The 20,095-nt window shown below is 71.2% G+C and carries 17 protein-coding genes and 1 riboswitch; of the genes, 10 read left to right on the top strand and 7 right to left on the bottom strand.

Going from position 1 to position 20,095, the window contains the following annotated elements; translation table 11 throughout:
* Positions 1-59: 59 nt before the first annotated feature.
* The gene (locus QQ657_RS47025; RefSeq protein ID WP_284748922.1) at positions 60-1,106 is read left to right on the top strand and encodes a LacI family DNA-binding transcriptional regulator; all 1,047 of its coding nucleotides are present in this window, start codon (positions 60-62) and stop codon (positions 1,104-1,106) included.
* Here the strand turns inward: QQ657_RS47025 and QQ657_RS47020 are convergent.
* Together QQ657_RS47020 and QQ657_RS47015 are read right to left on the bottom strand one after the other, a co-directional pair.
* Positions 1,049-3,979, bottom strand: a complete 2,931-nt coding sequence (locus QQ657_RS47020; protein ID WP_284748921.1) for a glycoside hydrolase family 3 C-terminal domain-containing protein — start codon at positions 3,977-3,979, stop codon at positions 1,049-1,051. The two genes, QQ657_RS47025 and QQ657_RS47020, sit on opposite strands and share 58 nt — an antisense overlap.
* A complete protein-coding gene (locus QQ657_RS47015) occupies positions 3,976-5,682 on the bottom strand; it encodes a discoidin domain-containing protein (RefSeq protein ID WP_284748920.1) in 1,707 nt (568 codons plus the stop codon). The genes QQ657_RS47020 and QQ657_RS47015 overlap by 4 nt, the downstream gene beginning before the upstream one ends.
* A 502-nt stretch (positions 5,683-6,184) precedes the next feature.
* On the opposite strand from QQ657_RS47015, the gene QQ657_RS47010 reads away from it, so the two are divergent.
* Positions 6,185-8,398: a discoidin domain-containing protein gene (locus QQ657_RS47010; RefSeq protein WP_284748919.1), complete on the top strand. Its 2,214-nt coding sequence runs from the start codon at positions 6,185-6,187 to the stop codon at positions 8,396-8,398.
* A gap of 41 nt (positions 8,399-8,439) precedes the next feature.
* On the opposite strand, the gene QQ657_RS47005 is transcribed toward QQ657_RS47010, so the two are convergent.
* Both QQ657_RS47005 and QQ657_RS47000 read right to left on the bottom strand, forming a co-directional pair.
* A complete protein-coding gene (locus QQ657_RS47005) occupies positions 8,440-9,918 on the bottom strand; it encodes an FAD-dependent monooxygenase (RefSeq protein ID WP_284748918.1) in 1,479 nt (492 codons plus the stop codon).
* Positions 9,915-10,877: an MBL fold metallo-hydrolase gene (locus QQ657_RS47000; protein ID WP_284748917.1), complete on the bottom strand. Its 963-nt coding sequence runs from the start codon at positions 10,875-10,877 to the stop codon at positions 9,915-9,917. Before QQ657_RS47000 ends, QQ657_RS47005 begins: the two co-directional genes overlap by 4 nt.
* A 99-nt stretch (positions 10,878-10,976) precedes the next feature.
* On the opposite strand from QQ657_RS47000, the gene QQ657_RS46995 reads away from it, so the two are divergent.
* A complete protein-coding gene (locus QQ657_RS46995) occupies positions 10,977-11,510 on the top strand; it encodes a MarR family winged helix-turn-helix transcriptional regulator (protein WP_284748916.1) in 534 nt (177 codons plus the stop codon).
* Here the strand turns inward: QQ657_RS46995 and QQ657_RS46990 are convergent.
* Positions 11,507-12,112, bottom strand: coding sequence for a GTP cyclohydrolase II (locus tag QQ657_RS46990; protein WP_284748915.1), 606 nt, complete (start codon positions 12,110-12,112; stop codon positions 11,507-11,509). The genes QQ657_RS46995 and QQ657_RS46990 overlap by 4 nt on opposite strands.
* 169 nt (positions 12,113-12,281) lie before the next feature.
* Here QQ657_RS46990 and QQ657_RS46985 point away from each other — a divergent pair, with 169 nt between their 5' ends.
* Positions 12,282-12,914, top strand: a complete 633-nt coding sequence (locus QQ657_RS46985; RefSeq protein ID WP_284748914.1) for a LysE family translocator — start codon at positions 12,282-12,284, stop codon at positions 12,912-12,914.
* A gap of 28 nt (positions 12,915-12,942) precedes the next feature.
* Here the strand turns inward: QQ657_RS46985 and QQ657_RS46980 are convergent, their stop codons facing one another.
* Complete coding sequence (locus tag QQ657_RS46980; protein ID WP_284748913.1) at positions 12,943-14,001, bottom strand: cobalamin-independent methionine synthase II family protein; 1,059 nt, start codon at positions 13,999-14,001, stop codon at positions 12,943-12,945.
* Positions 14,002-14,231: 230 nt separating this feature from the next.
* Between QQ657_RS46980 and QQ657_RS46975 the strand changes: the two genes are divergently transcribed.
* Entirely contained in the window at positions 14,232-14,495 is a 264-nt protein-coding gene (locus QQ657_RS46975) for a DUF3040 domain-containing protein (RefSeq protein WP_284748912.1), read from the top strand.
* 15 nt (positions 14,496-14,510) lie between these two features.
* Positions 14,511-15,536 (top strand): DNA polymerase IV, encoded by a 1,026-nt coding sequence (locus tag QQ657_RS46970; protein ID WP_284748911.1) that lies wholly within the window; start codon positions 14,511-14,513, stop codon positions 15,534-15,536.
* Here the strand turns inward: QQ657_RS46970 and QQ657_RS46965 are convergent.
* Entirely contained in the window at positions 15,533-16,180 is a 648-nt protein-coding gene (locus QQ657_RS46965; protein WP_284748910.1) for a TetR/AcrR family transcriptional regulator, read from the bottom strand. The genes QQ657_RS46970 and QQ657_RS46965 overlap by 4 nt on opposite strands.
* An 86-nt stretch (positions 16,181-16,266) precedes the next feature.
* On the opposite strand from QQ657_RS46965, the gene QQ657_RS46960 reads away from it, so the two are divergent.
* From QQ657_RS46960 to ahcY, 4 genes are all read left to right on the top strand, one after another.
* Positions 16,267-17,157: an AurF N-oxygenase family protein gene (locus QQ657_RS46960; protein WP_284748909.1), complete on the top strand. Its 891-nt coding sequence runs from the start codon at positions 16,267-16,269 to the stop codon at positions 17,155-17,157.
* Positions 17,158-17,214: 57 nt separating this feature from the next.
* Positions 17,215-17,916: a hypothetical protein gene (locus tag QQ657_RS46955; protein WP_284748908.1), complete on the top strand. Its 702-nt coding sequence runs from the start codon at positions 17,215-17,217 to the stop codon at positions 17,914-17,916.
* Positions 17,913-18,395, top strand: coding sequence for a GNAT family N-acetyltransferase (locus tag QQ657_RS46950; protein WP_284748907.1), 483 nt, complete (start codon positions 17,913-17,915; stop codon positions 18,393-18,395). The genes QQ657_RS46955 and QQ657_RS46950 overlap by 4 nt, the downstream gene beginning before the upstream one ends.
* A gap of 31 nt (positions 18,396-18,426) precedes the next feature.
* A riboswitch (S-adenosyl-L-homocysteine riboswitch) is annotated at positions 18,427-18,503 on the top strand.
* Between the two features lie 74 nt (positions 18,504-18,577).
* Positions 18,578-20,038: an adenosylhomocysteinase gene (ahcY, locus tag QQ657_RS46945; protein WP_284748906.1), complete on the top strand. Its 1,461-nt coding sequence runs from the start codon at positions 18,578-18,580 to the stop codon at positions 20,036-20,038.
* Positions 20,039-20,095 lie beyond the last annotated feature (57 nt).

The following is a 20,095-nucleotide window of genomic DNA, read 5'->3' as shown; positions in this document are numbered from 1 at the left end:
GCGGCGGGCCCCGGGGCGAGTACCTTGGCACCACAAGGGCTCGGCTCCCGGGAGGACGGATGCGCGTCACGATCGCCGAGGTCGCCCGCCGCGCGCGGGTGAGCAAGACGACCGTCTCCAGGGTGCTCAACAACAAGGCCGATGTGGACGCGGCGACCGCGATCCGGGTGCGCGAGGTGATCGCGGCGACCGGGTACATCCCGAGCGCCGGCGCCGTCGGGCTGGCCCGCGGCGTGACCCGCACGGTCGGGATGCTGGTGCCCGGGCTGACCTGGCCGTGGATGGGCGAGGTGCTGCAGGGCGTCGCCGACGTCGTGGAGGCCAAGGGCTACGGCCTGCTGCTGTCCACGGCCAACCGCGGCGCGGACTCCCTGGAGGAGTTCTCCCGGCAGGTGTCGGCGAAGGCGTTCGACGGGCTGCTGCTCGTCGAGCCGCCGGACGCCGTGCGGCACCTGCGCGTGCTGCACGACTCCGGGCTGCCGGTGGTGGTGATCGACGACCGCGGCCGCCGTCCCGCGTTCCCGTCGGTGGGCACGGACAACCGGCAGGGCGGGGCGGACGCGGCCCGCCACCTGCTCGAGACCGGCCGCACCCGGCTGGCGACCGTGACCGGGCCGCGCGACTTCGGCTGCACGAGCGACCGGCTCAACGGCTTCCGCGACGTGATCCGTGAAGCCGGGCTCGTCCTGGACCCGAATTTGGTCATCGAAGGCGATTTCACGAGTGAAAGCGGTGAGGCGGCGATCCTCCAGCTCCTCGCCACCGGCCCGCCGTTCGACGCCGTCTTCGCGCACAACGACCTCACCGCGGCCGGGGTGCTGGCCGGGTTGCGGAAGGCCGGGCGCGCGGTGCCGGCGGACGTCGCCGTGGTCGGCTTCGACGACATCCCCCTGGCCGCGCACACCCAGCCGCCGCTGACGACGATCCGCCAGCCCCTGCGGCAGATGGGCGAGACGGCGGCCCGGCAGCTGCTCGCCCAGCTGGGTGGGGCACCCCAGCCGGACGAGCCGCTGATCGTCCCGACCTCCCTGGTAGTCCGGGAGTCGACTCAGGAGACGGTCAGCGCCGCCGAGAGCGGGACGTTGCGCGAGGAGTCACCGAGGTAGACGCGGTACTGGCCCGCGTTCGTCGTCCACGACCCGGTCCAGTGCGCGAGGTCCCGCGGGGTGAGCGGGAACGACACCTGAGCGCTCTGCCCCGGGTTGAGCTGCACCTTCTTGAATCCCTTCAGTTGTTTGGGCGGTTCGCCGTTGGCTGCGGGCTGCCCGACGTAGAGCTGGACGACGTCGGCGCCCGCTCGAGTGCCGGTGTTGGTGACCGTCGCCGTCACGGTCGCCGTGCCGTTCGTACCCTGCGGTGTCACGACCAGGTTCGAGAACCCGAACGTCGTGTACGACAGGCCGAAGCCGAACGGGAACAGCGGGTCGATGTTCCGCGCGTCGTACCAGCGGTATCCGACGTTGAGGCCCTCCGAGTACTCGATCCGGTCGTTGGCGCCCGGGAACTGCTGGACGTTCGCCGTCGGCAGGTCGGCGATCTGCTTCGGGAAGCTGACCGGCAGCTTGCCCGACGGGTTGACGTCGCCGTAGAGCAGCGACGCGATCGCGTTGCCGTTCTCCTGGCCCGGGTACCAGCCTTCGATGACGGCCGCGGCCTTCGACAGCCACGGCATGGTCACCGCCGACCCGGTGTTGAGGACGACGATCGTGCGCGGGTTGGCCGTGGCGACCGCGTCGATCAGGTCGTTCTGCTGGTTCTGCAGGTCGATCGTGTCGAGGTCCTGCGTCTCGGACTCGCCGTAGCTGCCGAACACGACCGCGACGTCGGCTGCCTTCGCCGCCGCCACCGCCGCCGGGATGTTCGGCGTCTGCACGTGCTCGCCCGCGCCGTCCACATAGGACACCGTGACGCCGGAGCCGGCCCGCGCCTTGATCCCGTTGATCGGGTTCACCGACGCCGGGGACGGGTTGACCTTCGCGCTGCCGCCGCCGATGTTCTGCGGGTCGATCCCGTCGCCGCCGGACAGCGCGATCGACTTGGTCGACGTGGTGAGCGGCAGGACGCCGTTGTTCTTCAGCAGCACCGACCCGGCCGCCGCGACGTCCCGCGCGGTGGCGACGTTCGCGGCGTTGGTCACGACGGAAGCGGGTGTCCCCCGCCGGGCCCGGTCGAACACGCCGAACTTGACCATCTGGGTCAGCACCCGCCGGACCATGTCGTCGACCCGCGCCTGCGTGACTTCACCGCGGGAGACGGCGTCGAGCAGGCCCTGGCCGAAGAACGCGCCGCCGGGCATCTCCATGTCGAGCCCGCCGTTGGCCAGCTGCCGCGGGCCGCCGGTCGCCGAGCCCCAGTCCGAGCCGACGAAGCCGCCCCAGTTGGCGTCCTGCTTGATCGCGGTCGTGAGCACACCGCTGCTCTGGCAGGCCGGGACGCCGTTGATCTGGTTGTAGGCGCACATCATCGACGCGACCTGCCCCTGGCTCGCGACCTGCTGGAACGCCGGCAGGTACAGCTCGTGCAGGGTGCGGTCGTCGATGATGACGTTGTCCGACGGCGTCCCCCGCGACGCCCCGGCCTCGACGTTGTAGGCCGCCGCGTGCTTGGCCTGCGCCATCACACCCTGGCTCTGGATGCCCTGGATCGTCGCGGTCCCGGCCGCCCCGGCGAGGTACGGGTCCTCGGCGTAGGTCTCGAAGTTGCGGCCCCAGCGCGGGTCGCGGACCAGGTTGATCGTCGGGCCGAGGGCGATGTCGACGCCCTTCCCGGCGAACTCGGCGCCCATCGCGGAGCCGTACCGGTTCATCAGGCCGGTGTCCCAGGTCGCCGCCGCCGACACCGGCGCCGGGAACTGGGTGACGCCGTCGAGGCCGTCACCGACCCCGGCTGGGCCGTCCTGCAAGCCGAGTGCCGGGATGCACAGCTCGGGCACAGCGTCGGTGTTGCCGATGTACGGCCCGGTCGCGCCGTTGCCGTGCAGCACCTTGATCTTCTGCTGTGCGGTCATGGCCGCCATGAGCTGGTTGACGCGGTCCGCGACCGGCGCGGTGGAGCCGACCCACGGGCAGCCACCAGGGTTGGTCGGCGTGGTCGTCGGCGGCGCGCTGTCACTGGTGCGCACCGCGAACTCCCACAGCGAGATCCCCCACTGCGTCGCCCGGGCAGTGGCGTTGAGCCGGACGTACCTCGCGGTACCGGACACGGCCGGGTGCTCGGTGCCGCCCGCGCCGGTCACGGTCGCCGCCGTGGTCCACGACGAGCCGTTGGTGGACAGCTGGATCGTGTACGCGCTCGCGTACGCGGCTTCCCACGTCAGATCGACGCCGCAGACCGGGCGTGAGCTGCCGAGATCGACCTGGATCCACTGCGGGTCCGTCGCCAGGCTGGACCAGCGCGTCCCGAGGTCGCCGTCGAAGGCCGCGGACACCGGGAAAGCGTCGGACTGGACACTGGAGGCAGTTCCGGGCTGCCGCAGCGCCGCGTTCGCGCTGCCGCACGCCTGCGCCGAACCGTCACCGAAGACCTGGAACTCCCACAGCGAAACGCCCCACTGGGTCGCGCGCTGGGTGGTCGTGAGCCGCACGTACCGGCCGGTGCCCGACACCGGCAGCGTCTGCGTGCCGCCGGTGCCCGTCGTCGTCGAGTACACCGTGGACCATTGGCTGCCGTCGGCCGACGCCTGGATCGTGAACGCCTTCGCGTAGGCCGCCTCCCACTGGAGCACGACCTGGTCGAGGGTGTGCGACCCGCCGAGGTCGACCTGCAGCGTCTGCGGGTCGGCCGCCAGGCTCGACCAGCGCGTACCCGGGTCGCCGTCCACCGCGGCGCCGGCCGGGAAAGCGGCGTTTTCGGTGGAGGACGCGGTCACCGTGTGCCCCTGCGAGAGCAAGGTGGGTGCCGCCTGAGCCGTGAACAGTGGTGCGGTCAGCAGTCCCGCCGCGACCACCGCGCCCGTGACGAGCGCGAGCCGTCGCCTCATTGGTAGACCCGCACGTAGTCGACGACCATGTCCTGCGGCAGCACGGTCCCCGCTCCCGGCGGGCCGGGGAAGTCGCCGCCGATGGCGTTGTTGAGGATCAGGAAGAACGGGTGGTCGTACACCCACGGCCCGCGCGTGCTCTCCACGGTGTCGCGGTTGATCGTCTCGAACGCGTTCCCGTCGACGTAGAAGGTCATGTGCGACGCGTCCCAGTCGAGGCCGAACTTGTGGAACCCGGCGGAGACGTCCTGGCCGAGGTCCAGGGGCGCGCCGATGCCGCCGGCACCGTTGTAGGCCGGGGCGTGGATGGTCGAGTAGGCCAGGTTCGGCGACTTCCCGACGTGCTCCATGATGTCGATCTCACCGCAGTTCGGCCACGGCGTGCCGTTGAAGAAGTTCGCGCCCAGCAACCAGAACGCGGGCCAGAGCCCCTGCGTGCCGGACACCTTGATGTTCGCCTCGACGTGCCCGTAGGTGAAGCTGAACTTGCCCGCGGTGTTGATCCGGCCCGAGGTGTACTGGCAGGTGCCGCTGCCGCTGATCGGGTCAATTGGGCACGCCGACCCCGGGGTGGCTTCGCGGCGGAGCTGGATGACGAGGTCGCCGCGGCCGTCCTGCTTGGCGTTGTTGTTGTTCGTGTAGTACTCGAGCTCGTTGTTGACGCCCGGACCGGTCTCGGCGGTCCACTTGCTCGCGTCCGGGCCCGCGCCCGAGGCGCCGTTGAACTCGTCGCTCCAGACCAGCGTGCCCGGGAAGTGCGGGGCCGGCGGGGCGGGCGGCGGAGTCGTCGGGTTGCCACCGGTGCCGTAGACGTCGAAGCCCCACAGCGAATAGCCGTAGCCGTTGGAGCGCGCGGTGCCGTACATCCGGACGTACCGGCCGCTGCCGTTGACAGTCAGCGTCTCCTTGAAGCCCTTGCCGGTGGTCGTCGAGTAGAGCGAGGTCCAGTTCGCGTTGTCGTTCGAGACCTGGAGCTGGTACGCGACGGCGTAGGCGGGATCCCACTGCAGGACGACCTGGTGCACGGCCGCGGTGGCACCGAGGTCGACGGTGATCCAGCCCGGGTCGACCCAGCCGGTGGTCGCGCTGGTCGCCCAGCGCGTCGCCGGGTCGTGGTCGAACGCCTTGGCCGGGAGACAGCCCGGGCAGGCGCCGTCGTCCTGGTAGGAGGAGGCCGTGCCGGACTTGCCGTAGGACAGCAGGACGTCGCCGGGTTGGGTCGTGCCGCCTCCGCCGTAAACCTGGAACTCCCACAGCGAGTAGCCGTATTGCGTCGCGCGCTGGGTGCCGGTGAGCCGGACGTACCGGCCGCTTCCGGTGACGGTCAGCGTCTGGGTGCCGCCGGTGGCGGTGGTCGTCGAGTAGAGGGTGGTCCAGGTGGCGCCGTCGGTGGACGCCTGGAGCGTGAAGGCCTTGGCGTAGGCGGCTTCCCAGTTCAGCACGACCTGGGACAGCTGCTGGGTGGAGCCGAGGTCGATCTGCAGCGTCTGCGGGTCGCTGAACGCGCTGGACCAGCGGGTGCCGGGGTCGCCGTCGACCGCGGCACCTGCCGGGAACGCGGCGGACTCGGTCGAGGACGCCGTCACCGGGCGGCCTTGGGAGAGCAGGACGGGGGCGGCCTGCGCCACCGGCGCGGGGAGCAGGGCGGCCAGGGTCAGGGCGAGGACGGCGAGAACCCGGGTTCTCGGCATGCGGCGTTGCATGGGCACCTCCACGGCGAACCGGCGCCGGGACGGCCTTGCCCCGGCGCGGATCGGCTCACGTGGTCGCCGGCGCGGGTGTGGGGCCCGCCCGTCGGCACGCTCTTAGTTCAGGATATAAATAAAGAGCCGTAAAATGTCAACGACGCTGCGCCGGACGGTCGCGGACCACCCCGGACACTGGTCCGGGAGAACGAATCCGCGCCGGAGCCTTGACTACGCCGACACGCGCGCTGTTAACTTCGAACCGCTGGTCGGAACCGGTTCCGTGACCGCCACCCGGGATCGTTCCACCGCGACACGCACCTCTTTCGGGCTGACCGGTTCGCGCCGTCGCACCCACCCCGGCACCGCTCCACCGGCTCACGGCGCCGGGCGGGGCGCCGGACGCGAACCCGTCGCACCACCCGACGCCGGCGCGAGCTGTGGGGCTCGCCCGGTCCGCCGCCGCCCGGCGCTGCCGCGCGGCCCTTCTCCACGTCCTCCCCGATCAGCAGGCAGGCAGATGAGATCAACGACGTTCTCCCCGGTACACCGCCTCCTCGTCCTCGCGACCACCCTCGCCACCGCGGTGACCACCGCCGTGGTGGTCGGCTCCGCGCCGGCGCAGGCCGCCGCGTGCGGGACCACGAACCTCGCGCAGGGCCACCCCGCGACCGCGTCCTCGACCGAGAACGGCGGAACCCCCGCGTCCGCCGCGGTCGACGGCAACTCCGGAACGCGCTGGTCCAGCGCGTTCAGCGACCCGCAGTGGCTGCAGGTCGACCTGGGTTCCGCGCAGCAGCTCTGCGACGTGGTGCTCAGCTGGGAAGCCGCGTACGCGACCGCGTTCACCGTCCAGCTGTCCGCGGACGCGAACAGCTGGACGACGGCGTACTCGACCACGACCGGCACCGGCGGCACGCAGACCGTGGCCGTCACCGGCACGGCCCGCTACCTGCGGGTCAACGGCACCCAGCGGGCGACCGGCTACGGCTACTCCCTCTGGGAAGTCGCCGTGCACGGCACCGGCGGCGGGACGACCATCCCGCCGACCGACCCGCGCAACCCGGACCTCGGGCCGAACGTGTCGGTGTTCGACCCGTCGACCCCGGCCGCGACGATCCAGAACCGGCTGACGCAGCTGGCGAACCAGCAGCACACCAACCAGTTCGGCAACGAGCGCTACGCCGTGCTGTTCAAGCCGGGCAACTACAACGCCGACGTCAACCTCGGCTTCTACGAGCAGGTGGCGGGCCTCGGCCTCTCCCCCGACGACGTCAACCTCAACGGCCACGTCCGCGTCGAGGCGGACTGGCTGCAGCAGGGTGACAACCCGGCCAACAAGGGCAACGCGACGCAGAACTTCTGGCGCTCCGCCGAAAACCTGTCGGTGACGCTGCCGGCCGGGCAGGTCGAACGCTGGGCCGTCGCGCAGGCCGCGCCCTACCGCCGGATGCACCTCAAGGGCAGCCAGATCCAGCTGTGGAACGGCGGGGACGGCTGGGCCAGCGGCGGCCTGATCGCCGACAGCAAGATCGACGGGCAGGCCGTTTCCGGCTCGCAGCAGCAGTTCCTGACCCGCAACAGCGAGCTGGGCAGCTGGGCGGGCGGCGTCTGGAACATGGTGTTCGTCGGCTCGACGGGGACGCCGCCGGCGTCGTTCCCGAACCCGCCGGAGACGGTCGTCGGCCAGACGCCGGTGATCCGCGAGAAGCCGTTTCTCTACGTCGACGGTTCGGGCAGCTACAACGTGTTCGTCCCGGCACTGCGGCAGAACTCGTCGGGCACCAGCTGGGGCCACGGCGCCCCGGCCGGGCAGTCGATCTCGCTCAGCGAGTTCTACGTCGCGCATCCGTCCGACTCGGCCGCGACGATCAACGCGGCACTGGCGGCGGGCAAGAACCTGCTCGTCACGCCGGGCGTGTACCACCTCGACCAGGCGTTGAACGTCACGCGCCCGGACACCGTGGTGCTCGGCCTCGGCCTGGCGACGCTCATGCCCACCAACGGCACCGCGGCGATCACGACGTCCGATGTGGACGGTGTCAAGATCGCCGGCCTGCTGATCGACGCGGGCGCGGTGAACTCGCCGGTGCTCGTCCAGGTCGGCCAGCCCGGCTCGAACGCCAACCACGCGGCCGACCCGACGTCGCTGCACGACGTGTTCTTCCGGATCGGCGGCGCGGCCGTCGGGAAGGCCACGCAGACGCTGGTGGTCAACTCGAACAACGTCATCGGCGACCACATGTGGCTGTGGCGCGGTGATCACTCGAACGGCGTCGGCTGGAACGTCAACACCGCGGCGAACGGCCTGGTGGTCAACGGCGCGAACGTCACGATGTACGGCCTGTTCGTCGAGCACTACCAGCAGTACGAGGTGCTCTGGAACGGCAACGGCGGGCGGACGTACTTCTTCCAGAACGAGATGCCGTACGACCCGCCGGACCAGGGCTCCTGGTCCAGCGGCGGCGGGCGGCAGGGCTGGGCGGCGTACAAGGTGGCCGACTCGGTGACCAGCCACGAAGGGTGGGGCCTGGGCAGCTACTGCTTCTTCCAGACCAATCCGTCCATTGTGGCCGGTCATTCCTTCGAGGTGCCGAACAACGGCGGAGTGCGGTTCCACAACCTGGTCTCGGTGTCGCTCGGCGGCGTGGGCACGATCGCCCACGTCATCAACGACAGCGGTGACCCGGCGAACACGGCCCACCAGGTGAGCCCGTTAGTCAGCTACCCGTAAACGCACTTTCACGTGAAAGTGCCCACCTGGGGCCGAAGCTTTCACGTGAAAGTGGCACGCTGCAGGGCCCGGCCGATGTCCGCCGGGTCCTGCAGCACCGCGGCGACGTACGCGTCCGGGCGGACCAGCCAGGCTTCGCCCGGGCGCGCGCCGAGCACGCCGCCCACCGGGATCTCCACCGACCGCACTCCCCCGGCGTCGACGCCGGGGGTCGTCAGCAGCAGGAACCCTTCGCGCGCCAGGTCGCGCAACCGTCCACCCGGGACGACGGTGACATCGGGCAGCAGCACCCCGGGCCCGGGCGGCGGCAGCGTCCCCCGCGGCGGGCGGCCGGCGAACGGCCGTCCCGGATCCGGCGTGGTGAGCGGGGAGCCGGCGTACCAGAACGGCTCGGCGAGCCGGCCCGAGTCGACCTCGGCGTGGACGCCACCGGCCAGCACCTCGGCGCGGCGTTCGCGGCGCGCTTCGTCCTGGGGCACCAGGAAGTCCATCGTCGCCGTCGTCACCTCGGCGTTCTCCACCGCGGCCGCGTGCCGCTCCGCGTGGTAGCTCTCCAGCAGTTCCTCCCCCGCGTGCCCGCGCAGGACCCAGGCCAGCTTCCACGCCGCGTTCTCCGCGTCGGCCACGCCCGAGTTGAGCCCGCGCGCCCCGAACGGCGCGACCAGGTGGGCGCAGTCCCCCGCCAGCAGGACCCGCCCGGTCCGCATCCGCTCGACCAGGCGCGTGTGGAACCGGTACACCGAACGCCAGACGACCTCGTAGGGCCGGTCGCCGAGGATCGCCCGGATCCGCTTGTCCAGGGCGCCGCCGGTTTCCTCCGCGGCGAGGTCGTAGTCCTCCGGGACCTGCCAGTCGATGCGGAACTGCGAGCCGGGACACGGGTGGATCAGCACCTGGCGGCCGGGGTTCCACGGCGGGTCGAAGTAGAACCGCCGCTCGGCCGCCCAGCCCGGCAGGTCGGCGCGGATGTCGCAGATCAGGAACAGGTCCCGGAACGACACCCCTTCGAGGTGCTGCCCGAGCGCCCGCCGCACGACCTCGCCGCGGGCGCCGGTCGCGGCGATCGCATAGTCGGCCTCGATCCGGCGTGGCCCGGCCACAGTCTCGCAGTGGATTTCGACGCAAGCTCCCTGGGTCAGCCCGGTGACGCGGTGGCCGCGGCGGACGTCGATCAGCGGCTGCTGCTCGATCAGCTCGTCGAGAACTTCCTCGACACGCGCCTGCGAGAGGTTGACGAACGGCGGCAGGGCCGAGCCGCCGTCGGGCAGGTTCAGCGAGAACAGCTCGGTGTCGCGGTGGAAGGTCCGCGCGGTCGTCCAGGTGAGGCCTTCCTCGGCGAGGCAGCCCGCGCCGAGCGACGCCCAGACGTCCAATGTGTCCCGTTGCTGGCAGATGGCCTTGGACCCCACGGGGTCGCGCACCTCGTGCTCGTCGACGAGCACCACGGGTACGCCCCAGCGCGCGAGCAGCAGCGCGGCCGTCTGGCCGACCGGGCCGCTGCCGAGGACCGCAACAGTCATCCTTGGAGCTGGTCCCAGACTTCGCGGTCGCGTTCGGCGGTCCACACCACCGGCCGTTCGATGCCGCCGAGCTCGTCCCACAGCCGGGAGACGTCGAAGGGCAGGCAGTGCTCGAAGATCGGCCATTGGCCGTACTGACCGACGAGGGCCGCGTGCGTGCGCTCGAAGGCGTCCTTCAGGGTGCCCCCGGCGTCGCGGGCCGCGCCGACCTCGCGGATCATCGTGTCCAGGAAGTGCCGGGTCTGGGCGATGGCGGCCTCGACGGCTCCGCGGCCCCGGCTCACGCCACCGCGGCCGCCGATCAGCGTCTCGGCCCCGAACGCGCCGACGTGGTCCAAAGTGGACGACGCCCAGTCGCGGTGGAAGGCGTCGCCGGTGTACAGCGCGGCTTCGGCTTCCACGAGGTCACCGGCGTAGAGGATCTGCTGACGCGGCAGCCAGGCCACGATGTCGCCCTCGGTGTGGCCGCGGCCGCAGTACTGGAGGACCAGGTCGCCGCGGTCGCCGCCGAGGTCGATGGTGAGCCGGTCGGAGAAGGTCAGCGTCGGCCAGGTCAGGCCCGGCACCGAGTCGGCGCCCTTCGCCAGCCGCGGCATCCGGCCGAACTCGCTCGCCCAGTCCTCCTTGCCGCGCTCGGCGACCAGCGCCCGGGTGTTCTCGTGCGCGACAATCACATCGGCGCCGAACGCCGACGCGCCGAGCACGCGCACCGCGTGGTAGTGGCTGAGCACCAGGTAGCGCACGGGTTTGTCGGTGTGCTCGCGGAGTTTCGCGAGCCACTCGCCCGCGGCGACCGGCGTCGCCAGCGCTTCGAAGCAGACGAGGAAGTCCTCGCCCTCGATGGCGCCGATGTTCGGGTCACCCTCGGCGGTCAGCGCGTAGACGCCGTCGTCCAGGACTTCCAGGGTTTGCGCTTTCTCCGCCAGGTCGGCCGAAGAGGCGAAGGCTTTCTTCGTCACGGCGAGCGCTCCTTCTGATCGTCAAAGGTTTGACTATCTCGCCGGTCACAGTAGCCCGCCGGGGCGGTGCGCGGAACCCTTGCGCCTAATCTGAGCCGCATGACCGACCGACCGGCCGAAGACCTGGACTACCTCTCGTTCGTCGACTACGCGATCGGGAAGACGAAGGCCGAGCTGCCGGACACCGACCCCGTCGCGATGCGCCTCGGCCTCACGCTGCACCGGCTGGCCGGCGCACTGGTCTACGACTGGGAGTCGACGGTGCACCGGCCGCGCGGCCTGAGCTGGGGCGGGTTCCGGGTGCTGTTCGTGCTGTGGCTTGCGGGCCCGCTGGAGTCCCGCCACGCGGCGCGCCTGGCCGGGATGAGCCGCGCTGCGGTGTCGGCGCTGGTCAAGACACTGGAGCGGGACGGGCTGGTGACGCGCACCCAGGTCCCTCGCGACCGGCGCGCGGTCCGGCTGGCGTTGACGGAACCGGGCCACGCGGCGGTGACGGACGCCTACCAGGCGCACAACGCGCGCGAGCAGGAGTGGGCGGCGTCGCTGACGCCGTCGGAGCAGACGGTCCTGATCGGACTGCTGGAGAAGCTCACCACGAGCCCGGCGGCCGCGGCGGCCCAGAGGCTGGCTTAGCTGGCCAATCCGGGCAGCGTGTGCCCGGTCTGCTCGGCTTTCGCGCGCAGGTACCGGACGTTGTTCTCGGTGGCGAAGACCCCGGTCGGCACCTGTTCGCGCACGACGATCCCGGCCTTGCGCAGCTGCGCGGCCTTGTCGGGGTTGTTCGAGAGCAGATCGACTTCGGTGGCACCCAGCGCTTCGAGCATCTGCGCGGCGACGGTGTAGTCGCGGGCGTCCTCGGGCAGGCCGAGCGCGGCATTGGCGGCGTAGGTGTCGAGGCCCTGGTCCTGCAGCGCGTAGGCGTCGAGCTTGTTGTAGAGGCCGATGCCCCGGCCTTCCTGGCGCAGGTAGAGCAGGTAGCCGCCGGTCGCGGAGATCCGTTCGACGGCTTCGGCCAGCTGAGGGCCGCAATCGCAGCGAGCGGACCCGAAGACGTCCCCGGTGAGACATTCGGAGTGCGGCCGCACGAGCGGCACGTCCCCGGGGGCGCCGAGCACGAAGGCGAGGTGCTCACCCCCGTCGGCGAGGCCCCGGAAGGTGACGGCATCGGCCTCGACCGCGACGCCGCCGTCGAGCCGCAGCGGAATCCGCACCCGCGTCCGCACCTCAGCCGTCATGCCTTCTCCCCTGCGATCGCCCACGTGATCGACCCTACCGGAAGTTCAAATTCGAACAGTCGGCGTTGTGTGCCGGGTCATTGCTTGATCGAACACCGGAAGGCGCGGCGTTCTTCCCGGCGCGGGTTCACCCGGAAAACCGGTGGCGGCACCCTCGTATCCTCAGCCCATGATCCCCGGTGCCACCGCCGCGTCCTTCCTGCTCGTCGTCATCCTCGGTGCGATGTCGCCGGGCCCCGACTTCGTCGTCGTCACCCGGTCCTCCCTCACCGGCGGCAAACGGGCCGGGATCGCCGCCGGGATCGGGATCTCGCTCGGGGTCTTCGCCTGGGTCGTCGCCATCGCCTTCGGGGTGGCCGCCGTGCTCACCGCCTCGGCCGTCGCCTTCAGCGTCGTCAAGCTCGTCGGGGCCGCCTACCTCGTCTTCCTCGGCGTCAAAGCCTGGCTTGCCGTGCGCCGTGGCGAATACCGGGACCTCGGGGAAACCCGCGACCGGCCGGCCCTCAAAGCCGGCGCCGCCTTCCGGCAGGGGCTCTTCACCAACCTGCTCAACCCCAAGGTCGCCGTCTACTTCCTGGCCCTGCTCCCCCAGTTCCTGCCCGCCGGCGGCGCCACCCTGCAGACCCTCGAACTCGCCGCCATCGCGACCGTCGGCACCGTCCTGTGGTTCGCGGCCCTCGCCCTCGTCGTCGGTGCGCTGAAACGGTTCTTCAGTGCTGGCCGTGTCCGGCGGGGCCTCGACGCCGTGCTGGGCAGTGTGCTCGTCGCGCTCGGGGTGAAGGTCGCCGCCGAAACGGCTTGAAGGGCCCGCCGCGGCGGGCCCCCGACCGTCACAGCTTGTCGGCCGCCAGCAGCGTTCCCTCCACCCGGGCCCGGATCTTCGCGAACGCGATGTCGCGCGAAGTGGACGTGTCGTCCGCGAACGGCGAGAACCCGCAGTCGTCGCACGTGCCGAGCCGGTCGGCAGGCAGGTACTTCGCCGCCGCGAGCACGCGGTCGCGGACCTCCTCCGGCGTCTCCACCCGCGGGTCGATCGGGTCGGTCACCCCGACGAAGATCCGCTGGTCCGCCCCGAGGTTGTCCCGGATCACCTCCAGCGCCGCGGCCGGCTCGGCCTCGCTCGCCAGCTGGACGTAGAAGTTGCCCGCCTTGAGCGAGAACAACGCCGGCAGCAGGCCCGCGTAGTCGACGTCGAGGCTGTGCACCGAGTCCTGGTCGCCGCCCGGGCAGGTGTGGACGCCGATCTTCGCGCGTTCCTCCGCCGTGAACCTCTCCAGCACGGCGTTGTTGAGGTCGACGAACTGCCGCAGCAGCCCACCGGACGGGTCGAGCTTGAGCGACAGCCGCCCTTCGGTGAAGTCGATCTGCACGCTGTGCGCCCCCGCGTCGAGGCTGCGCCGGATGTCCGCCTCGGCCTCGTTCACCAGGTCGGCGACGAACTGCTCCTGCGAGTACCCGTCGATGCCGTCGCCCGGGTAGATCAGCGAGATCGCGGACGCCGCGATCACGGCCTGCTTGACCGGTTTGTCCGTGAGTGCCTTGGCCCGCGTCAGGTACTCGTCGGCATGGGTCGCGTAGCGGAACGGGCCCGCGGTCAGCCGCGGCAGCTGCCGGGTGTGCCCGTCGGCGAACGGGATGACGACGCCGTCCGGCGCCAGCGCGGTCAGCCCGGCGAGCGGGTACGTCGCGAAGCTCGGCTTGCCCTGCTCGCCGTCGGACACGACCGGCGACCCGGTCTCCTCGAACCGGCTGATCGTGTCGGCCAGCGCCCGGCTCTCCAGTCCGGCGAGCTCGGTGGCGTCGATCCGTCCGGCGGCGAACGCCCCGAGCCCTTCGATGAGGTACTCGGGGCGCGGGATGCTGCCGATCGGTTCGGTGGGCAGGGTCATGGAGTCCTCCGCTGTTTGAAGGTCCAGACCGGTCTCGAACCGGCGCGAAGCCGGCCTGACCGGCCTCGTGTCAGGCGAACCTAACGCGCCGCCGGGCGGTCACCGAGCGCAGATCACCCGGTCGGAGCAGTGAAAAGCACGAAACAAGAAGTCATTTGGCGGTTAGCCGGGAGGACTATTGGGTATTCGCTACGGCGACACGGCGGGTTCGGCGCCGAAGGAGTACCCCGATGCTCAGTCACCACGATCGCACCGAGCTGGAGAAGATCGAGCGCAACCTCGAGCTCAGTGACCCCGACCTGGCCACCGCCCTGCGCGACGGCAAGCGCCCGAAGTCGCGCGCGCTCCGCAGTGCCCTCCTGATCGCCGTCGACGTCGTCGCGGTGACCCTGCTGGTCCTCGGGCTGGTCCTGCCCGATCCCGGCGTCACGCTCTGCGGGATCCTCGCGCTGACAGGCACCGTCTGGACCCACGTGGCGCGCCACCGCATCTGAGGCACACTGGGCCTCGTGAAGTGGGTCCTGCACGTCGACCTCGACCAGTTCATCGCCGCGGTCGAGATCGCCCGCCGGCCGGAGCTGCGCGGGAAGCCCGTGGTCGTCGGCGGCAACGGCGACCCCACCGAACGCGCCGTCGTCGCGACCGCGTCCTACGAGGCCCGCGAGTTCGGCATCCAGTCCGGCATGCCGCTGCGGATCGCCGCCAAGCGCTGCCCGGACGCCGTCTTCCTGCCCAGCGACCCGCCGGCCTACCTCGAGGTGTCCGAGCACGTGATGGCCGCGGTGCGCGAGTTCCCGGTCGTCGTGGAGGTGCTGGGCTGGGACGAGGCGTTCGTCGGGGCCGAAACCGACGACCCGGAGGCCCTGGCGGCCTCGATCAAGGAGGCCGTGGCGCGCGAGACCGGGCTGTCGTGCGCGGTCGGCATCGGTGATAACAAGCTGCGCGCCAAGCTCGCCACCGGCTTCGGCAAGCCGGGCGGGATCTTCCGGCTGACGCAGGAGAACTGGTGGGACGTGATGGCCACGCGCCCGACCGACGCGCTGTGGGGCATCGGCGGCAAGACCACCAGGAAGCTCGCCGAGCTGGGCATCCACACGGTCCTGGACCTGGCCGGCGCGGACGTCGCGGCGCTGGCCGCGCGGTTCGGCCCGAAGACCGGCCCGTGGCTGCGCCTGCTCGGCGGCGGGATCAGCGACGCGGAGGTGAGCGCGACGCCGTACGTGGCCCGCTCCCGCAGCCGCGAGACGACGTTCCAGCGTGACCTCACCGACCCGGCGGAGATGGCCGCGGAGGTGTCGGCGCTGGCCAAGCGCGTCTGGCAGGACGTCCTCGACGAAGGCCGCCCGGCCGCGCGGGTCGCGGTGAAGGTGCGGTTCGTGCCGTTCCTGACCCACACGCACAGCATCACGTTGCCGGAGCCGACGTCGGACGCGGCGGAGATCGACCGCGCGGCGCAGGAGGTGCTGGGGATGTTCGAGCTGACCCGCGCGGTGCGGCTGCTGGGGGTGCGGGCGGAGTTCCTCCGGGAGGACTAGAACTCTTCCGGCAGGGGCAACGGCCGGTCCGGGTCCAGGTCCACCCCGCCCGCCCGGAGCGTGTGGTCGAGCATCGCCCAGATCGTGCCGCTCAGCTGGGCGGTCAGCTGGTCGAGGCTGAGCGTGCCCGGGTGGTCGAGCCAGCGGGTCGTCGCCGACTCGACGTAGCCGACCAGCCCGAACGCGATCGTGTCCGCCGGGGCGGGGTCCAGGCCGAACGCCGTCAGGTAGCCGGTGAACAGGCGGCTGAGGTGGCGGGCGATCGTGCCGCGGACGTCCGCCGGGCCCGGGGCCGCCCGCGCGAGGTAGCGGTGCAGGTGGAGGTGCTCGGTCAGCCAGCGCAGGTGCGTCGCGATCACCGTCGAGATCATCTCGTTCGGCGAACCCGAGGGATGCCAGAGCGGCCCGAGTTCCGCGGTCACCAGCTCGGCCGCGCGCTCGGCGATCGCCCGCTGGAGGTCGGGGGCGCCGTCGAAGTGCTTGTACAGACGGGTGCGGGCCACGCCGGCGCGCTCGGCGATCTGCTCGGTCGAGACGTCGGGGCCGTGCTCGGCGATGGCTTCGAGGGCCGCGTCGACGAACTCGGCCCGCCGCCGCTCCTGCTGGCCCGCCCAGCGCGCCGCCCGCCCGTCGACCTTGGTCACGGCGGAAGCCTACTCACGGCCCACGAGCCGGTGTACGCTGCCGAAGTACCTAGTACAGCGTGTACCCCCTACTTCCGGAGGTCGCCATGGGCGTCGAGGCCCAAGACCGGGATGTGACCGCGGCTCGCCTGCTCAAGAGCTCCGCGAAGAACTCCTACGACCCGTACGTCGACATCGACTGGACCGCGCCGCTCGCCGAGGGCAAGGCGTACATGCCGCTCGATCGCGTCTCCCTCTACGGCACCGACCTCTGGGCGCGGCTGACGCCGGAGCAGCGGATCGAGCTGTCCAAGCACGAGATCGCCAGCATCATGAGCGTCGGCCTCTGGTTCGAGATCGTCCTGATGCAGCTGCTCGCGCGGTACGTCTTCGACCTCGACGCGCGCACCGAACACGCGCAGTACGCCATGACCGAGATCGGCGACGAGACCCGGCACTCGGTGATGTTCGCCCGCACCGCCGACCGGCTCGGCGTGCCGCGCTACGGCGTCCCGAAGGTCGTGCACCGCGCCGCGAAGGTGTTCGGCGCGACCGCCGCCGGACCCTCGATGTTCGCCAGCGTGCTGGTCGCCGAGGAGACCACCGACCGGCTGCAGCGCTCGATGATGGACGACGACGGCATCCAGCCGCTGATCCGCTCGGTCAACCGCATCCACGTCGTCGAGGAGGCCCGGCACGTCCGGTTCGCCAAGGAGGAGGTGCTGCGGGAGACGCCGAACCTGTCGAAGGCGGCGCTGCAGCGGCACCGGCTGCGCACGGCGCTCGTCGCGTTCGGCGTCATCGACAGCATGGTCGACCCGCGGATCTACCGCAGCGTCGGGATCGACCCGCGCGAAGGCCGGGCCGCGGCGCTCGCGAACCCGCACTTCCACGAAACCCGCCGCTGGATGGCCGAGAAGATCGTCCCGTTCCTGCGCGAGGCGGGGCTGATCGGCGGCCGGTCCGAGGGCATTTGGCGGCGCGCGCATCTCATCTGAGTCCCTGTCCGCGAAATTCCCTTCCCGCCGGATGTCGGTTTCCGCCACGATTCCCCCGTGACCGAGGGCATCTCGCAGGACTTCCCCGCCGGGCCGCCGCCCGCGCCGCAGACGCAACCGCCGGTGCCGCAGCCCGTGCCACGCCCGCCGCTCGCCCGGCCGCTGGTCGTCGGCCTGCTCGGCGTCGTCGCAGGCGCGGTCCTGGTCGGCGTGCCGTGGCTGGTGCTGAGCCTGTTCGGCGACGAGCCGAGCGGCAGTGCGCTGACCGCGCCGAAGGCACTGGGCGGGCTCAGCCGGGCCCAGGACGCGATCGCGAAGGTCGACTCCGTGCGCGGCAAGGCGACGATCGACCGCATCGACAAGACCGACCGGGAGACGGCGTCCCGGGTCTCGGCGGCCTACGACGGCGCGGGCGCGGTGGTGCAGCAGTACCAGGACGAGGGGCTGTTGCGCTCGTTCCAGCTGGTCGCCGTGCGCGCGCCCTCGCCGGAGCTGTTCGCGCCGTACGAAGACGTCCAGGCCCTCGGCGTGGCCGCGCCGGGCACGGACCTGGTGCGCGTCGGCGCCGTGCAGTGCCTGGTGCACAACGACCCGGCCGCGCCCGGCTCGACCCCGGACCCGGAGCGCTCGTTCGTGCTGAACTGCCAGCGCACCGGACCCGGCCTGACCGTCACGGTGCGGAGCATGGGCACCGAAGGCAACCGCGACCCCCAAGAGCTGGCCGGCATCGTCGAGCAGGCGTGGCGGGAGCTCGCGTGACGACCGTCCGCGCCGCCCGGGCCGACGACGAAGCCGCGCTCGCGAAGCTCGACGAGCGCACCTGGACCTCGCTGGTGTCCCCCGCTCCCCCGCCGCCGCCCGGCACGCCGTTCTTCGACGACGGCACCCGCCCCGAGGACGTCCTCGTCGCCGAACACGACGGCACGGTCGCCGGCTACGTCCGCCTCGACGACGGGTTCCCCATCCCCGCCCACCGGCACGTGCGGGTGATCGGCGGGCTCGCCGTCGACCCGGACCGGCGCCGGCTCGGCATCGCACGGCAGCTCGTCGACGCGGCGGTGGCCGAAGCGCGGCGGCGCGGGGCACGCAAGGTGACGTTGCGGGTGCTCGGTCACAACACCGCCGCCCGCCGGGTCTACGAAGGCTGCGGATTCGTCGTCGAAGGCGTGCTGCGGGCCGAATTCCACGTCGACGGCGCCGACATCGACGACGTTCTCATGGCCCGCACCCTCGCTTGACAGCTTCCCGGCGGCTTTGCCATCCTGGTCGTGGGCCGAGAGGCGCTGCGACGGAACTCTTTCCGCCACGCTCGGCCCGGACCACGACTCCAAGGGCGCCTCCCGCGAGGGAGGTGCTTTTTTGTCGTTCCGTCACGCCTCCCGAGCGGTCCGCAACCAGCAGTCAGGAAAGAGCTCGAGGAATGAGTGACAAACTGCAGACCCGCAATGGTCTCGACTTCGCCGTCGCCGACCTGTCCCTCGCCGAGGCCGGCCGCACCCAGCTGAGGCTGGCCGAGCACGAGATGCCCGGCCTGATGGCGATCCGCCGCGAGTACGCCGCCGCTCAGCCGCTGAAGGGCGCGCGCGTCGCCGGGTCGCTGCACATGACCGTGCAGACCGCCGTGCTCATCGAGACGCTCGTCGCGCTCGGCGCCGAGGTGCGCTGGGTGTCCTGCAACATCTTCTCCACCCAGGACGAGGCCGCCGCCGCGGTCGTCGTCGGGCCGGAGGGCACCGTCGACGCCCCGGCGGGCACGCCGGTGTTCGCGTGGAAGGGCGAAACGCTCGAAGAGTACTGGTGGTGCACCGACCGGCTCTTCGCCTTCTCCGGCGGGCAGGCGCCGAACATGATCCTCGACGACGGCGGCGACGCGACCCTGCTCGTCCACAAGGGAGTCGAGTTCGAAGCCGCGGGCGCGGTCCCGCAGCCGTCCGAAGAGGACCCGGAGGAGTACCGGATCGTCCTCGACACCCTGCGCGCGAGCCTCGCGGCCGACGGCGACCGCTTCACCCGCATGGCCAAGGAAATCCGCGGTGTCACCGAGGAGACGACCAACGGCGTCAAGCGGCTCTACAAGCTCGCCAAGGACGGCGAGCTGCTCTTCCCCGCGATGAACGTCAACGACTCCGTGACGAAGTCCAAGTTCGACAACAAGTACGGCATCCGGCACTCCCTTGTGGACGGACTGAACCGGGCCACCGACGTGATGATCGGCGGCAAGCGCGTCCTCGTCTGCGGCTACGGCGACGTCGGCAAGGGCGCGGTCGAGGCGCTGCGCGGCCAAGGCGCCCGGGTCTCGGTCACCGAGATCGACCCGATCTGCGCGCTGCAGGCGGCGATGGACGGGCTCGACGTGGTGGAGCTGGACGACGTCGTCGAGACGGCCGACATCTTCATCACCACCACCGGCAACTTCGGCATCATCTCAGCCGAGCAGATGAGCCGGATGAAGCACAACGCGATCGTCGCGAACGTCGGGCACTTCGACAACGAAATCGACATGGCCGGGCTGGCGAAGCTGCCGGGGATCACGAAGAACGAGATCAAGCCGCAGGTGCACGAATGGACGTTCCCGGACGGCCACGCGATCATCGTGCTTTCCGAAGGCCGCCTGATGAACCTCGGCAACGCGACCGGCCACCCGTCGTTCGTGATGTCGAACTCGTTCACCAACCAGGCCATCGCGCAGATCGAGCTGTTCGCCAAGCCCGGCGAATACGCCACCGACGTCCACCGGCTGCCGAAGCACCTCGACGAAAAGGTGGCCCGGCTGCACCTGGACGCCCTCGGTGTGAAACTCACCAAGCTCTCGAAGGCGCAGGCGGAGTACATCGGCGTCGACGTCGAAGGTCCGTACAAGCTCGACCACTACCGGTACTGACCCGAGATTGCTCCATTTGACGCAGTTTGCGGCACCGGGAAAGTGGCCATCCTCCCC

This window comes from Amycolatopsis ponsaeliensis, from assembly GCF_030182635.1.
Classification (GTDB): domain Bacteria; phylum Actinomycetota; class Actinomycetes; order Mycobacteriales; family Pseudonocardiaceae; genus Amycolatopsis; species Amycolatopsis ponsaeliensis.
This window is presented reverse-complemented; position numbering and strand designations above follow the sequence as displayed.

Excerpts from the sequence above, each read along its gene's own strand:
- QQ657_RS47025 (WP_284748922.1), top strand. The coding sequence starts at position 60 with ATGCGCGTCACGATCGCCGAGGTCGCCCGCCGCGCGCGGGTGAGCAAG.
- QQ657_RS47020 (WP_284748921.1), bottom strand. The coding sequence starts at position 3,979 with ATGAGGCGACGGCTCGCGCTCGTCACGGGCGCGGTGGTCGCGGCGGGA.
- QQ657_RS47015 (WP_284748920.1), bottom strand. The coding sequence starts at position 5,682 with ATGCAACGCCGCATGCCGAGAACCCGGGTTCTCGCCGTCCTCGCCCTG.
- QQ657_RS47010 (WP_284748919.1), top strand. The coding sequence starts at position 6,185 with ATGAGATCAACGACGTTCTCCCCGGTACACCGCCTCCTCGTCCTCGCG.
- QQ657_RS47005 (WP_284748918.1), bottom strand. The coding sequence starts at position 9,918 with ATGACTGTTGCGGTCCTCGGCAGCGGCCCGGTCGGCCAGACGGCCGCG.
- QQ657_RS46995 (WP_284748916.1), top strand. The coding sequence starts at position 10,977 with ATGACCGACCGACCGGCCGAAGACCTGGACTACCTCTCGTTCGTCGAC.
- QQ657_RS46990 (WP_284748915.1), bottom strand. The coding sequence starts at position 12,112 with ATGACGGCTGAGGTGCGGACGCGGGTGCGGATTCCGCTGCGGCTCGAC.
- QQ657_RS46985 (WP_284748914.1), top strand. The coding sequence starts at position 12,282 with ATGATCCCCGGTGCCACCGCCGCGTCCTTCCTGCTCGTCGTCATCCTC.
- QQ657_RS46980 (WP_284748913.1), bottom strand. The coding sequence starts at position 14,001 with ATGACCCTGCCCACCGAACCGATCGGCAGCATCCCGCGCCCCGAGTAC.
- QQ657_RS46975 (WP_284748912.1), top strand. The coding sequence starts at position 14,232 with ATGCTCAGTCACCACGATCGCACCGAGCTGGAGAAGATCGAGCGCAAC.
- QQ657_RS46960 (WP_284748909.1), top strand. The coding sequence starts at position 16,267 with ATGGGCGTCGAGGCCCAAGACCGGGATGTGACCGCGGCTCGCCTGCTC.
- ahcY (WP_284748906.1), top strand. The coding sequence starts at position 18,578 with ATGAGTGACAAACTGCAGACCCGCAATGGTCTCGACTTCGCCGTCGCC.